Genomic DNA, 13,335 nt, shown 5'->3' with positions numbered 1-13,335 from the left:
TCCGGCGGCGCGGGCGGGGGCCGCCCGCGGTCATGTGGCCGGCCGCGTCCGCTCCCATGCCCTGACACGATCACGGAATACCCGGCACACGGCCCGCAACTCCGCCTCGGGATCGCGGCCCTGCGCGCGGCTCTCGCGCACCAGGTGGAACAGGCGCGCGCCCAGGGCGTTCTCCTCCTCGGCCGACGGGTCGAACAGCTCGGGCGGGGCGCCCGCGCGGTCGGCGCGGCGCTGCAGCTGCGCGGCCAGGGTCAGCGCGGGCTGGCCCATGGGCACGCCGTCCAGCACCGACGCCTCGCCGCCGTTCTTGGCGGCCCGCTCGGCGGCCTTGATCTGGTCCCAGTTGGCGTTGACCTCGTCGGCGCCGGACACGGTGACGTCGCCGAACACGTGCGGGTGGCGGCGCACCAGCTTGTCGACGATCGCGCCCGCCACGTCGTCGATGGTGAAGCGGGTGTCGTCGGTGCGCTCGGCGGCCACCACCGAGTGGAACGCCACCTGCATCAGCACGTCGCCGAGCTCCTCGCGCAGCGCGCCCAGGTCGCCGTCCTCGACGGTGTCGGCGACCTCGTACGCCTCCTCCAGCAGGTAGGGGACGAGCGAGGCGTGGGTCTGCTTGGCGTCCCACGGGCACTCGCGGCGCAGCGTGTCCATCACCGCCACCAGGTCGAGCAGCCGCGCGCCGGGCAGGTCGTAGGAGCCGTGCAGCACCTCGACGTCGAGCGGGTCGTCGACGATGATCTGCCCGATCTCGCGCATGAGGCCCTCGTCGCCCTCGGGCGCGGCCACCCACACCACCGCGGCGGCGCGGGCGGCGGCGACCAGGGCGGCCGGGTCGGGTTCGGCCACCTCCTCGGGCCGCACGCCCGCGTCCCGCAGGTAGGGCAGCAGCGGATGACCGGCGGGGGCGAGCACGCGGTCGGCCGAACGCAGCGTCTCCCACGCCTTCCACGTCAGCAGGCCGGGGGCGACGCGGTGCGTGGTGGCCAGCAGGGTCAGGCTCATGCTCAGCCCGTACCCGACTCGGTGGCCGACAGACGCTGCCGCACCGGCTGGATGGCGACCTGCCGCGGGTCGAACGAGCCGAACCGCGGGTTGATCGTGATGTCCATGTCGGCGGCGGTGCGGACGAACCGGTCGACGACGCCCTGCAGCGCGGTGGTGGTGCGCGGGCCGCGCGGGTCGGCCGGGTCGGCGCCGAGCCGGGTGGCGAGCTGGTCCTGGACGGTCAGGTAGCGGGCCAGGTCGCGGGTGTAGCGGGCGGGCAGGCCGTAGGCGAGCGTGACCGAGCGGGCGCCGCCCTGGCGGTCCAGCGCGGCGACGGTGCGGTCGACGGTGCCCTCGCTGATCGCCAGCCCGTTGCGGCGCGCGACCTCGTCGGCGACCCGGATCTTGACGAGCATGTTCAGCGCGCCGCGCATGTCCGACTCCGACAGCGTCTCGACCGCCAGCTGCTGGTCGGGGTTGCCGGGGTCGGCGCGCATCTGGTTGGCGACCGGGTCGGCGCGGAACTGCGACTGCCAGTCGCGCACGGCGCCGTCGAGGACGGCCGTGGAGATGCGCTCCTCGCCCACCAGCGCGGCCGCGCCCGCCTTGGGCGGCGCGCCGCCACAGCCCGCCAGCACGCCGGCGGCCACCGCCGCCAGCGCCGCCGCCCCGACCAGCCTCGCCGCCCTCACGGTTGTACCGAGCACGGAGATCCTCGTTCCTGTACGAATTCCTCTGCGGTGTCCGATCTTGGTCAGCCTAGGACCGGGCGCGCTCCGGCAACAGGGCCTCGACCAGGTCCGTGGCCCATTTCAGCAGCTCCTGGTCGCGCAGCGGACGGCCGCCCAGCGGCTTGGTCTTGGGCGTGGGCACCAGCAGGGTGCGCAGGGCGGGCTTGAGCACGCTCTTGGGATAGAGCCGCTGCAAACGTACCTGCATGGAGTCGGGCAGCTCGACCGGCGCGAACTTGACGTAGTTGCCCTGCAACGCCACCTCGGTCAGCCCGGCCCGGCGCGCCCGGGCCCGGAACCGCGCCACCGCCAGCAGGTTGAGCACCGGCTCGGGCGGCGGCCCGAACCGGTCGCGCAGCTCCTCGTGCACCTGGGCGATCTCCTCGTCGGAGGTGATCGCGGCGATGCGCCGGTAGGCGTCCAGCCGCAGCCGCTCGCCCGGGACGTACTCGTGCGGCAGGTGCGCGTCCACCGGCAGCTCGACCTTGGTCTCGGTGACCTCCTCGGCGGCGCCGCCCTCCTTCAGCTCGCGCACCGCCTCGCCGACCATCCGCACGTACAGGTCGAACCCGACGCCCGCGACGTGCCCGGACTGCTCGGCGCCCAGGATGTTGCCGGCGCCGCGGATCTCCAGGTCCTTCATCGCCACGTACATGCCCGCCCCGGCCTCGGTGTGCTGGGCGAGGGTGGCCAGGCGCTCGTGCGCGGTCTCGGTCAGCGGCGTCTCGGGCGGGTAGAGGAAGTAGGCGTAGGCGCGTTCGCGGCCCCGGCCGACGCGGCCGCGCAGCTGGTGCAGCTGCGACAGGCCGTACATGTCGGCGCGGTCGACGATCAGGGTGTTGGCGTTGGGCACGTCCAGGCCGGACTCCACGATCGTGGTGGCCACCAGGACGTCGTAGTTCTTCTCCCAGAAGTCGACCATGACGCGTTCGAGCTCGTGCTCGTTCATCTGGCCGTGCGCGACCGCGATGCGCGCCTCGGGGACCAGCTGCGCCAGGTTGGCGGCGACCCGGTTGATCGACCGCACCCGGTTGTGGACGAAGAACACCTGGCCGTCGCGCAGCAGCTCGCGGCGGATGGCGGCGGCGATCTGCTTGTCCTCGTAGGGGCCGACGAACGTCAGCACCGGGTGCCGCTCCTCGGGCGGGGTGAGGATGGTGGACATCTCGCGGATGCCGGTGATGCCCATCTCCAGCGTGCGCGGGATCGGGGTGGCGGACATGGCCAGCACGTCCACCTGGGTGCGCAGCCGCTTGAGCTCCTCCTTGTGCTCGACGCCGAACCGCTGCTCCTCGTCGATGATCACCAGGCCGAGGTTCTTGAACCGGGTCTGCGCCGACAGGATGCGGTGGGTGCCGACGACGACGTCCACCGTGCCGTCGGCCAGGCCGCGCAGCGTCTCCTCGACCTCCCCGTTGCTCTGGAACCGGCTGATCGCCTTGACCACGACCGGGAACGCGCCGAACCGCTCGGTGAACGTCGACAGGTGCTGCTGGACGAGCAGGGTGGTCGGCACCAGCACCGCGACCTGCTTGCCGTCCTGCACGGCCTTGAACGCGGCGCGCACCGCGATCTCGGTCTTGCCGTAGCCGACGTCGCCGCAGATCAGCCGGTCCATCGGGACGGGCCGTTCCATGTCGGCCTTGACCTCGTCGATGGCGGCGAGCTGGTCGGGCGTCTCCACGTACGGGAAGGCGTCCTCCAGCTCGCGCTGCCAGGGCGTGTCGGGCGCGAAGGCGTGGCCGGGGCTGGCCATCCGCGCCGAGTACAGCCGGATCAGCTCGCCCGCGATCTGCCGGACCGCCTTGCGCGCCCGCGACTTGGCCTTCTGCCAGTCGGCGCCGCCCAGCCGGTGCAGCGACGGCGACTCGCCGCCCACGTACCGGGTCAGCTCGTCGAGCTGGTCGGTGGGGACGAACAGCTTGTCGCCCTTGGCGTACTCCAGGATCAGGTACTCGCGGGTGGCGCCCTGCACGGTGCGGCTGACCATCTCCAGGTACCGGCCGACGCCGTGCTGCTCGTGGACGACGTAGTCGCCCGCGCGCAGCCGCAGCGGGTCGATGCCGCCGCGCCGCCGCGACGGCATGCGCCGCATGTCCTTGGTGGACGACTTCTGCCCGGACAGGTCGGCCTCGGTGACGACCGCCAGCTTGATCGAGTCCCAGGTGAAGCCGTGCTCCAGCAGGCCGGTGGAGACGCTGACCACGGCGGGGGCCGGGGGTTCGGCCAGGTCGGTGAGGGTGGCGCCCAGGCCCTCCTCGCCGACGAGCTGGACGAGGCGTTCGGCCGGGCCGTGGCCGGGGGTGACGACGACGACGCGCCAGCTGTCGCCCGTCCACCGCTTGAGGTCGCCCATGACGCGGGCGGTGTCGCCCCGGTACGCCTCGGCGGCGTGCACGCCGAGGTTGAGCGCGTCGCCCTCGGGGTTGAGGGCGGTGACCGTCCAGCGGTTCAGCCCCAGCTCGGTGGTGTGCTGCTGCACCTCCTCCAGTGAGCGGAAGGCGGCCGCGCCCAGGTCGATGGGGGCCTCTCCCCCGGCGGCGGCCGTGACCCAGCTCGCCTCCAGGAACTCCTGGCTGGTGCGCACCAGTTCGGCGGCGCGGCTGCGGATGCGCTCCGGCTCGCACACCAGCAGGCGCGAGCCCTCGGGGAGCAGGTCGGTGAGCAGCTCCATGTGGTCGGCGAGGACGGGCGAGAACGCCTCCATGCCCTCCACGGTGTCGCCGTCGGCGATGCGGGTGAGGATGTCCTCCAGGGCCGGGTGCTGCTCGGCCAGCAGCTTGGCGCGTTCCCGCACCTGCTCGGTCAGCGGCAGCTCGCGGCACGGCGGCGCCCACAGGCCGTCCTGGGCCACCTCGAGGGACCGCTGGTCGGCGGCCTTGAAGTAGCGGATCTCCTCGACCGTGTCGCCCCAGAACTCCACGCGCAGCGGGTGCTCCTCGGTGGGCGGGAACACGTCCAGGATGCCGCCGCGCACGGCGATCTCACCGCGCTTCTCCACCAGGTCGACGCGGTGGTATCCGGCGTCGACGAGGCGGCGGACGACGTCGTCCAGCTCGGCCTCGTCGCCGGAGCGCAGCCGCACGGGCTCCAGGTCGCCGAGGCCGGACACGATCGGCTGCAGCACCGCCCGCACCGGCGTCACGACGACGTCCAGCGCCCCGCCGACCCCGTCGTCGGCGCCCGGGTGGGTCAGGCGGCGCAGGACGGCCAGGCGCTGCCCGACGGTGTCCGAGCGCGGCGACAGCTTCTCGTGCGGCAGCGTCTCCCACGCCGGGAAGTGCGCGACCCGGTCGGGGTCGAGCAGGCTGGTCAGCGCCGACGTCAGGTCCTCGGCCTCGCGTCCGGTGGCGGTGACGGCCAGCACCACCCCCCCGTCCGTGCCGTGGCGCGCCAGGGCGGCGGCCAGGATCGGCCACAGGGCCGGAGGCGCGACCACGTCCCGGTCGACGCGCGCGTTCTTGAGCGCGGCGCCCAGCTGAGGGTCGCCGCAGGCCAGGTCAACAAGTCCAGAAAGCGTCATGTTCGCCCGCTCGTCGGTGCTCCTTGCGGGGGCGGCCCCCGCCCCGCCGTTCGAAAGACCTCCGCCCGCCTTGCCCGGCGCCCGCCCGGCAGCACCGCCGGGGGACGACCCGTCGCGGGGCAGCCCGAAGCCCCGGAATCCCTCTGGACCCCGGTGTGCGGTACCAGCCTACGCGCCCGCATACCGTCCCGTACGGCCGCCGGACGATCAACCGGAATGCGACGGAGTCGTCTAGGATGAGACAAGTTTGTCGCATATGAGACAGAAGAGTGTCACCGCCATGAACTCCGAAGAGATCGTCACCGCGGCGATCCGGCACCTCAACGAGCACCCGACCGCCTCGATGGCCCAGCTCGCCGAGGCGATCGGCGTCAGCCGCGCCACCCTGCACCGCCACTTCGCCAGCCGGGAGACGCTGCTGCACGCGCTCGGCAGGCGCGCCGTCGACCGCTGGGAGCGGGATCTCGAGGAGGCCGACGCCGACGGCGCCGCCGCGTCGGGCGACCCCGCGCGCATCGAGCGGGCGCTGCGCCTGCTGCTGCGCGGCTTCGTCCAGGAGGCCGACGAGCACGGCTTCGCGCTCACCGACCACTTCATCGGCCAGTTGCCCGACCTGGCCGAGCGCGGCGCGCGGCTGGAGGAGCGCGAGCAGGCGCTCTACGCCGCGGCCCAGGCGGCGGGCCTGCTGCGCGCCGACCTGCCCGTCCGCTGGATCGGCAACGCCGTGTACGGGCTGCTCGTCGCCGTCCGCGAAAGCCTGCGGCGCGGCGACGTGGCCCGGCGCGACGTCGAGGACCTGCTGCTGACCACCTTCCTGCGGGGTGCCGGGTACGGCGCCGACGCGCACGAGCGGGGGCGGCCATGACCCGCACCACGACGCCGGCCGACCCGACTCGCGCGCGTCCGCCGGCGCATCCGCGCCGCTGGGCGGGGCTGGCGGTGCTGTCGGCGAGCCTGCTGATCGTCGTGATGGACATGACGATCCTCAACGTGGCGCTGCCCGCTCTGTCGGCCGAGCTGCGGCCGGACTCGGTCGGGCTGCTGTGGATCGTCGACGTCTACTCGCTGGTGGTGGCCGGGCTCCTGGTCACCGCCGCCGCGCTGGGCGACCAGTGGGGCCGGCGGCGGGTGCTGCTGGCGGGATTCACGGTCTTCGGGCTGGCCTCGCTGGCGGTGCTGGCCGCGGGGACGCCGGGCGCGGTCATCGCGGTGCGGGCCGTGCTGGGCGTGGGCGGCGCCCTGATCATGCCGTCCACCCTGTCGATGATCCGGCACCTGTTCACCGACCCGCGCGAGCGCGCCACCGCGCTCGGCGTGTGGGCCACGATGGCGGGCCTGGGCGCCGCGCTCGGCCCGATCCTGGGCGGCGTGCTGCTGGAGCACTTCAGCTGGCGGTCGGCGTTCCTGGTGAACGTGCCGGTCATGGTGGCGGCACTGGTGCTGGGCCGCTGGCTGCTGCCCGAGTCGCACAACCGGCGTCCGGCCGCACCGGCCCATTCCGGCGGGCGCTCGGGGACGGGGCGGTGGGACCTGCCCGGCACACTGCTGTCGACCGTCGGCATGGTCGCCCTCGTCTACGCGATCAAGCACCTCGGCAAGAACGGCCCGGCCGACCTCGGCGCGCTCGTCGCCGCGGCGATCGCGGCCGTCACGCTCGGCTGGTTCGTGACGCGCTGCCTGCGCCGTCCCGACCCGATCCTGGACGTGCGCCTGTTCCGGGGGCCCGCCTTCTCCGCCGGGGTGGTGGCCGCACTGAGCACGAGCATCGCGGTGGCCGCGGCGATGCTGCTGCTGGCGCAGTGGATGCAGCTCGTGCAGGGCTACTCGCCGCTGGAGACGGGACTGCGGCTGCTGCCCAGCGCCGTCGCCACGGCCGTGCTGTCGCCGCTGGCCCCCGCCCTGGCCGCCCGGATCGGCGCGCGCACCGTGCTGGCCGGGGGCCTGGCCGTCAGCGGGCTGGGGTTCGTGACGCTGGCCGCCGCCCCCGGCCCGCTCGGATACGGCACCGTCGCGGCCGCGCTGACGCTGGTCGGCGCGGGACTGGGCGCGCTGGCCGTCGCGTCCGCCGTGATCATGGCGGGCGCCCCGCCGGAGCGGTCCGGCAGCGCCGCCGCCATCGAGGAGACCAGCTACGAACTGGGCGGCACGCTCGGCGTGGCCGTGCTGGGCAGCGTGGCCGCCGCCGTCTACCGGGCCGGCCTGCCCCCGGACCGCCTCGCCGACGCCGGGCTGACCGGGCCGTCCGCCGCCGGCGTGCGCGAGTCGCTGGGCGGCGCGCTGGAGATCGTCCCGACCCTGGGCGAGGCCGGGGCGCGCCTGGCCGAACGGGCGCAGGCGGCGTTCACCTCGTCCCTGCAGTGGGCGGGCGCGGCGGGCGGCGCCCTGCTGCTCCTCGCCGCCGCGCTGGTGTGGCTGCTCACCCCGCGCGACCTCGACCTGTCCGGCGGCCACGAGCACTGACACCGGCGCGCTCGACCCGCGACGTCCGGAGGACCGGCGAGGTTGGTCGCCTGGCCGCATGCGGCATGCCAAGAAGCCGCAAATAGCGGACAGTGCGCAGTCGTGCGATTACGCTGCGAGACTGTGACCGATCTGCGTACGCCGCCGCTCAACGACGGTGATCTGTTCTCAGAACGCGTCCGGCAGTACGCCCATGACCGGCCGCTGCGGCCCGTCCACATCCTGGAGGCCGGATGCGGATGGGGGCGGGGGCTGGACCTGGGCGACTGCGAGCGTCGGGTCACCGGTGTCGACATGGACGCCCCGGCGCTGCGGGCCCACACCGCCGGCCGCACCGACCTGGACGAATGGCACCTGGGCGACCTGCGCACCGTGCCCATGCCGCCGCGCGCCTACGACGTGGTGCACGCCCCGTTCCTCATCGAGCGGGTGCCGCACGCCGAACTGGTGCTCGACCGCTTCGTCGCCGCGCTCAAGCCCGGCGGGCTGCTGCTGGTGCGGCTGCGCGACCGCAACACCGCGTTCGGCTTCCTGGACCGCAGGCTGCCCCGGTGGCTGCGCGACCCGCTGTGGCGCCACCTGGCGCGGCACGGCCGGGTCGAGCTGCTGCTGCGGCCCGAGGCGTCGCCGGGCGCGGCGCGGCCCGCGCAGGAGGCCGAGGGGCGCCACGAGGCGGCCGCGTCCGGCGCCTCCGGGGGCGGCGCGGACGACGCCGCCGAGCGGGGCCACGTCCGGGGGCGGCGGGTCGGCGACGAGCGCGCCGCCCGGATCGGGGTGCCGCCGCCCGCCGTGTACGAGAAGGTCGCCTCCCGGCAGGGCATGCGCTGGTACTGCGTCATGCGCGGGCTGGTGATCGCCGAGGAGTACACCTCGCGCGCCTCACTGGACGCGCTGGGGGCCGGTTCCGGCCTCGTCGGCGGACTGTGCCGGCTGGTCGCCTCCCTGTCCCGCGGGAAGCTGACCTCCGAGCACAGCGAGGTGACGCTGGTCATCCGCAAACCCGAGAACCGTTTCGCGCGGGTCATCTGAGCGCGGCCCCCGCCCGGGCGGCCGTCCCGGCCACCGCGGCGGGCGGGCCGAGATGCGCACAGCGGTGGACGGTAGGTAAATTTTCTGCGGCATCCCCCTACTGACCTGCGTCGGCCCGGTTCCCCGCCCGGGCAGGATCGGAGACCGCGGTGACCGCCGAGACGGGCCTTCCCGACACGCTGCGCGACCTGCCCGCACACACCCCGGGCACGGTCGAGCTGGCCGATCTGGAACTGCTGCTGGCCGGGGCCTACCCCCCGCTCAAGGGGTTCCTCGGCTCCTTCGACACCGCCATGGTGATCGCCGGAGGACGGCTGGCCGACGGCACGCCGTGGCCCGTCCCGGTCACCCTCGCGGTGCCCGAGGAGCTGACCGGCCACGAACGGATCGTCCTGCAGGACCCCGAGGGCGTGCCGCTGGCCGTGCTGAGCGTCGCCGAGGCCTGGCAGGACCCCACCAGCCGCGGCTGGCGGCTGGCCGGCGAGCTGGAGCCGCTGCGCGCCCCCGCGCACGGACCGTTCCACCGCCTGCGCCGCCGTCCCGACGAGCTGGAGCGCCCGGACGGCCCGCTGCTGGCCGTCGCCACCCGCGAGCCGTTGCACCGCAAGCAGCTCGGCCAGCTTCGGCAGGTGGCCGAACGGCTCGGCGCGCGGGTGCTGGTGCTGCCGCTGCTGGGCGGCGAGCACGACGAGGCGCTGGTGCGGGCCCTGCTGGCGGTGCGCCGCGACCTGCCGGACGGCACGCGGGTCGTCCCGGTGCCGCTGCCGCCGCGCGAGGTCGACGGCGAACGCGACCTGCTGCTGCGCGCGCACGTCGCCGCCGCCTACGGCGCCACCCACCTGCTGGCCGACGAGCAGCAGGCCGACACCGCCGAGAAGATCGCCGACGGCGCCCCGATCCCGGTGGTGGTGCCCGAGCCGTGGGCCTACGACGCCGACGTGGAGGTGTGGCGTCCCGTCGCCCGCATCGAGCCCGACCACGTCCAGGCGGAGCTGACCCGCGAACGGCTCGGCGAGCTGCTCGACCGGGGCGAGCCGATCCCCGACTGGTTCACCCCGCCCGCGGTCGCCGCGGAGCTGGCCGTGGCGCGGCCGCCCAAGCACGAGCGCGGCCTGACGGTGTTCTTCACCGGGCTGTCGGGGTCGGGCAAGTCGACGGTGGCGCGCGGGCTGGCCGACGCGCTGGTCGAACGCGGCGGCCGCACCGTCAGCCTGCTGGACGGCGACGTGGTGCGGCGGCTGCTGTCGGCCGGGCTGACGTTCTCCCGCGCCGACCGGGACCTCAACATCCGCCGCATCGGATACGTGGCGGCCGAGATCACCCGGCACGGCGGGGTGGCGATCTGCGCGCCGATCGCCCCGTACGCCGCCACCCGCGCCGAGGTGCGCCGCATGGTGTCGGCGGTCGGCGACTTCGTGCTGGTGCACGTGGCCACGCCGCTGGAGGAGTGCGAGCGGCGCGACCGCAAGGGCCTGTACGCCAAGGCGCGGGCCGGGGCCATCCCCGAGTTCACCGGGATCTCCGACCCGTACGAGGAGCCGGACCCGGCCGTCGACGGGGGCGCCGACCTGCGGCTCGACACCACCGGGCTGGAGCCCGACGAGGCCGTCGACCGCGTGCTGGACCTGCTGGTCGAGGGCGGCTGGGTGCGTCCCGCCTGACGCGCGGCGCACAGGGGTCACCGTTCTCTCACCTGTCCGGTACGGGGCCCCTGGCTGCCGATCATGCCTGCCGGGCGTTTAGTCTGGTTTTCGGCTTTCCCGATATACCCGGTAGGTCATGCTGATGGACTTTGATTGGACGATGGCGTTCGGCTCGTTCCTGGTCGCCATCGTCGTCGGGCTGACCGGCATGGGCGGCGGCGCGCTCATGACGCCGATGCTGGTGACGTTCTTCGGGGTGAGCCCGCTGGCGGCGGTGTCCAGCGACCTGGTCGCCGCCGCGGTGATGAAGCCGGTCGGCAGCGCCGTGCACTACCGGCAGGGCACGATCAACCTGCGGCTGGTGGCGTGGCTGTGCGCGGGCTCGGTGCCCGCCGCGTTCTGCGGCGTGCTGGTGGCCCGGGCCCTCGGCGACGGCGCCGAGGTGCAGGACGTCATCCAGAAGGCCATGGGCGTGGCGCTGCTGCTGGCGGCCGCCGGGTTGATCGTGCGCGGCTACATGGCGCTGGCCGACCGGGCCGCGCGGCGCGAGCCCGGCGAGCGCCGCACCGCCGCGCCGGGGTCGCCGGCCGCCGTCGGCGCACCCGAGATCAAGGTCCGGCCGGTGCCGACCGTGCTGGTCGGCGCGGTCGGCGGGCTGGTGGTCGGCATCACCTCGGTCGGCTCCGGCTCGCTGATCATCGTGGCGCTGCTGGCGCTGTACCCGGCGCTCAAGGCCAACCAGCTCGTCGGCACCGACCTGCTGCAGGCGGTGCCCCTGGTGTTCGCCGCCGCCCTCGGCCACCTGCTGTTCGGCGACTTCCACCTGGAGGTCACCGCGGCGCTGCTGGTCGGTTCCGTCCCCGGCGTCTACCTGGGGTCGCGGATCTCCTCGCGCGCGCCGGGCGGCCTGATCCGCCGCGCGCTGGCGTTCGTGCTCGTCGCGTCCGCGCTGAAGATGTTCGGCATGGGCACCGAGGTCCTCGCCTGGACGCTCGTCGGCCTGGCCGTGGCGGGCACCGCGACGTGGGCGCTGCTGCGCCGCCGCCACGGCCTGCCCGCCCTGGAGCTCACCGGCAGGCTCGCGCGGGCGCCCCGGCACGAGCCGGAGGTCACCCGGACCCCCGCGGGCAGGAGATAGCGACCGCTCGCCGCCGGCGCCCGGCTCGGCGGGCGCCGGCCGCTCAGCGGGAGCCGGTGATGAGGGCCCGCAGCGCGGTGCTGGAGGTGTGCACCGTGTACGGGAAGTAGATCACCCGCACGCCGCGTGCGCCGAGGTCGGCTTCGAGGCGGTCGCCCTTGGGGGTGCCCTTCCAGTCGTCGCCCTTGAACAGCACGTCGAACCCCAGGCGCTCCCACATCACCACCTTGTCGGCGGAGACGTCGGTGACGACCTCGTCGACGCAGCCCATCGAGCCGACGATCTCCATCCGCTCGGCGTGCGGGACGATCGGCGCCCGGCCCTTGACCTGCTCCAGCACCTCGTCGGTGACCACGCCCGCGATGAGGTGGTCGCACTCGGCACGGGCGCGCTTGAGGATGTTGAGATGCCCGATGTGGAACATGTCGTAGGCGCCCGGCACGTACCCCACCACGCCCGTACGGCGGCTCACCGGCGCACCCCCGTGTCCACCGGCTGCCCGGCGGGCGCCGCGGCGGGCGCGGGAGCGTCCAGGGCGGCGACCTCGCGGAACCACTTGACGGAGGCGGCCAGCAGGAACAGCGCGTTCCCGGCGAACAGCAGCGTGTAGAGGGGCAGGAAGACGTCGGTGAAGCCGAGCAGCAGGAACGCCACGCACAGCACCCCGTAGTCGGTGGGGATCACCAGCAGCGACCGCAGCGTCGACGGCGCCGCCGGGGCGGGCGCCGGGCCGGTGCGGCGGGCCCGCGCCAGCAGGTCCTTGAGGATCATCCCGAAGAACATCACCGCGGCCACGATGGTGAACCCGAGCGGGACGAGCAGGTAGGCGTCGCGGTCCAGGTCGTAGAACCGGTACCACGACACCAGCACGGCCGAGTGCAGCGCGGAGATCTTCGCCGCGTCCACCATGTGGTCCAGGTACTCGCCGGACGCCGAGCCGCCGCCGCGCAGCCGGGCCAGCTGGCCGTCGGCGGCGTCGAAGGCGTAGCCGACCACCAGCGCCAGGCACACCGCCGCGCCCAGCCACGGCGCCGGGTCGACCAGCGCGATCAGGGCGATGCCGGTGAAGGTGAAGCAGGCGCTGATCGCCGTGACCTGGTTGGGCGTCAGGCCGGCCACGTACGAGGCGGCGGCCAGCACGCGGCCCAGCTTGCGGTTGACGAACCGGGAGTAGGCGGGGGCGCCCTTGGCGCTCTTCTGCGCGGACGCCAGCCGGGTCAGCGCCGCGCGGAACCCGGCGGGCGCGGCGGCGTCCGAAGTGGCCCGCGCGCTCACGCGACCGACGTCCTCGGCGCGGCGCCGGCACCGCCGGCGCGGGACAGGCGGATGCGCTCGCGCAGGACGGGGCTGCGGGTCTCGGCCAGGTCGGTGAACCGCACCACGCGCACGCCCGTGCCCTCCAGCTCGCGTTCGGCCGAGGCCGCGGAGCCGGCGGAGCCGGCGGAGTCGCCCGGGGACGCGTCCGCACCGGTGAACACCACGCCGAATCCGACCGCGTCCCAGGCGGGACGCAGCGCCGCCTCCTCCAGCGGCACGACGTCGTGGACGCCGCGCACGTTGCCGACGATCTCCATGCGTTCCAGCAGCGGCACCACCGGCCGCGCGCCGTGCACCCGTTCGGCCAGCTCGTCGGACCACACGCCGACGACGAGCCGGTCGCACGACCGGGCGGAACGTCGCAGGACGTCCAGGTGACCGACGTGGAAGAGGTCGAAGACCCCCGGCGTGAAGCCGATCACCCCGTGCATGCAGCCCCCTTGCCCCTGAACGCGGGCCTACGTGTACGTCCGTCCTGGAACAGCCGTACGCTAGCAGCCCTTTGCT

Annotated in this window: 11 protein-coding genes; 5 read left to right on the top strand and 6 right to left on the bottom strand. The window is 74.5% G+C overall.

Annotation, left to right across the window (positions count from 1 at the left end):
- Positions 1 to 30: 30 nt before the first annotated feature.
- The 3 genes from ABZ801_RS37265 to mfd are packed head-to-tail and all read right to left on the bottom strand — an operon-like array spanning position 31 to position 5,241.
- Positions 31 to 1,005, bottom strand: a complete 975-nt coding sequence (locus tag ABZ801_RS37265) for a MazG family protein (RefSeq protein WP_360707529.1) — start codon at positions 1,003 to 1,005, stop codon at positions 31 to 33.
- A 2-nt stretch (positions 1,006 to 1,007) separates the two neighbouring features.
- A complete protein-coding gene (locus ABZ801_RS37260; RefSeq protein WP_360707526.1) occupies positions 1,008 to 1,694 on the bottom strand; it encodes a hypothetical protein in 687 nt (228 codons plus the stop codon).
- A gap of 52 nt (positions 1,695 to 1,746) precedes the next feature.
- Positions 1,747 to 5,241, bottom strand: a complete 3,495-nt coding sequence (gene mfd / locus ABZ801_RS37255; protein ID WP_360707523.1) for a transcription-repair coupling factor — start codon at positions 5,239 to 5,241, stop codon at positions 1,747 to 1,749.
- A gap of 280 nt (positions 5,242 to 5,521) precedes the next feature.
- Here mfd and ABZ801_RS37250 point away from each other — a divergent pair, with 280 nt between their 5' ends.
- The 5 genes from ABZ801_RS37250 (at position 5,522) to ABZ801_RS37230 (ending at position 11,511) form a co-directional block, all read left to right on the top strand.
- The gene (locus ABZ801_RS37250; RefSeq protein WP_360707520.1) at positions 5,522 to 6,106 is read left to right on the top strand and encodes a helix-turn-helix domain-containing protein; all 585 of its coding nucleotides are present in this window, start codon (positions 5,522 to 5,524) and stop codon (positions 6,104 to 6,106) included.
- On the top strand, positions 6,103 to 7,701 hold the full coding sequence (locus tag ABZ801_RS37245) for an MFS transporter (RefSeq protein ID WP_360707518.1): 1,599 nt from the start codon (positions 6,103 to 6,105) through the stop codon (positions 7,699 to 7,701). The genes ABZ801_RS37250 and ABZ801_RS37245 overlap by 4 nt, the downstream gene beginning before the upstream one ends.
- 123 nt (positions 7,702 to 7,824) lie before the next feature.
- Complete coding sequence (locus tag ABZ801_RS37240) at positions 7,825 to 8,730, top strand: class I SAM-dependent methyltransferase (protein WP_360707515.1); 906 nt, start codon at positions 7,825 to 7,827, stop codon at positions 8,728 to 8,730.
- Positions 8,731 to 8,879: 149 nt separating this feature from the next.
- Entirely contained in the window at positions 8,880 to 10,391 is a 1,512-nt protein-coding gene (gene cysC / locus ABZ801_RS37235) for an adenylyl-sulfate kinase (protein ID WP_360707512.1), read from the top strand.
- A gap of 124 nt (positions 10,392 to 10,515) precedes the next feature.
- Positions 10,516 to 11,511, top strand: coding sequence for a sulfite exporter TauE/SafE family protein (locus ABZ801_RS37230; protein ID WP_360707510.1), 996 nt, complete (start codon positions 10,516 to 10,518; stop codon positions 11,509 to 11,511).
- Between the two features lie 43 nt (positions 11,512 to 11,554).
- Here ABZ801_RS37230 and ABZ801_RS37225 read toward each other — a convergent pair whose 3' ends face one another.
- Genes ABZ801_RS37225 through ABZ801_RS37215 form a run of 3 tightly spaced genes read right to left on the bottom strand, consistent with a single transcriptional unit; the run spans position 11,555 to position 13,259 of the window.
- Positions 11,555 to 11,983, bottom strand: a complete 429-nt coding sequence (locus ABZ801_RS37225) for an adenylyltransferase/cytidyltransferase family protein (RefSeq protein WP_344959557.1) — start codon at positions 11,981 to 11,983, stop codon at positions 11,555 to 11,557.
- Complete coding sequence (locus ABZ801_RS37220) at positions 11,980 to 12,786, bottom strand: CDP-alcohol phosphatidyltransferase family protein (protein ID WP_344959559.1); 807 nt, start codon at positions 12,784 to 12,786, stop codon at positions 11,980 to 11,982. The genes ABZ801_RS37225 and ABZ801_RS37220 overlap by 4 nt, the downstream gene beginning before the upstream one ends.
- The gene (locus ABZ801_RS37215; RefSeq protein WP_360707506.1) at positions 12,783 to 13,259 is read right to left on the bottom strand and encodes an adenylyltransferase/cytidyltransferase family protein; all 477 of its coding nucleotides are present in this window, start codon (positions 13,257 to 13,259) and stop codon (positions 12,783 to 12,785) included. The genes ABZ801_RS37220 and ABZ801_RS37215 overlap by 4 nt, the downstream gene beginning before the upstream one ends.
- Positions 13,260 to 13,335 lie beyond the last annotated feature (76 nt).

Source organism: Actinomadura sp. NPDC047616, from assembly GCF_040642915.1.
GTDB classification, from domain to species: Bacteria; Actinomycetota; Actinomycetes; order Streptosporangiales; family Streptosporangiaceae; genus Spirillospora; species Spirillospora miaoliensis.
This window is presented reverse-complemented; position numbering and strand designations above follow the sequence as displayed.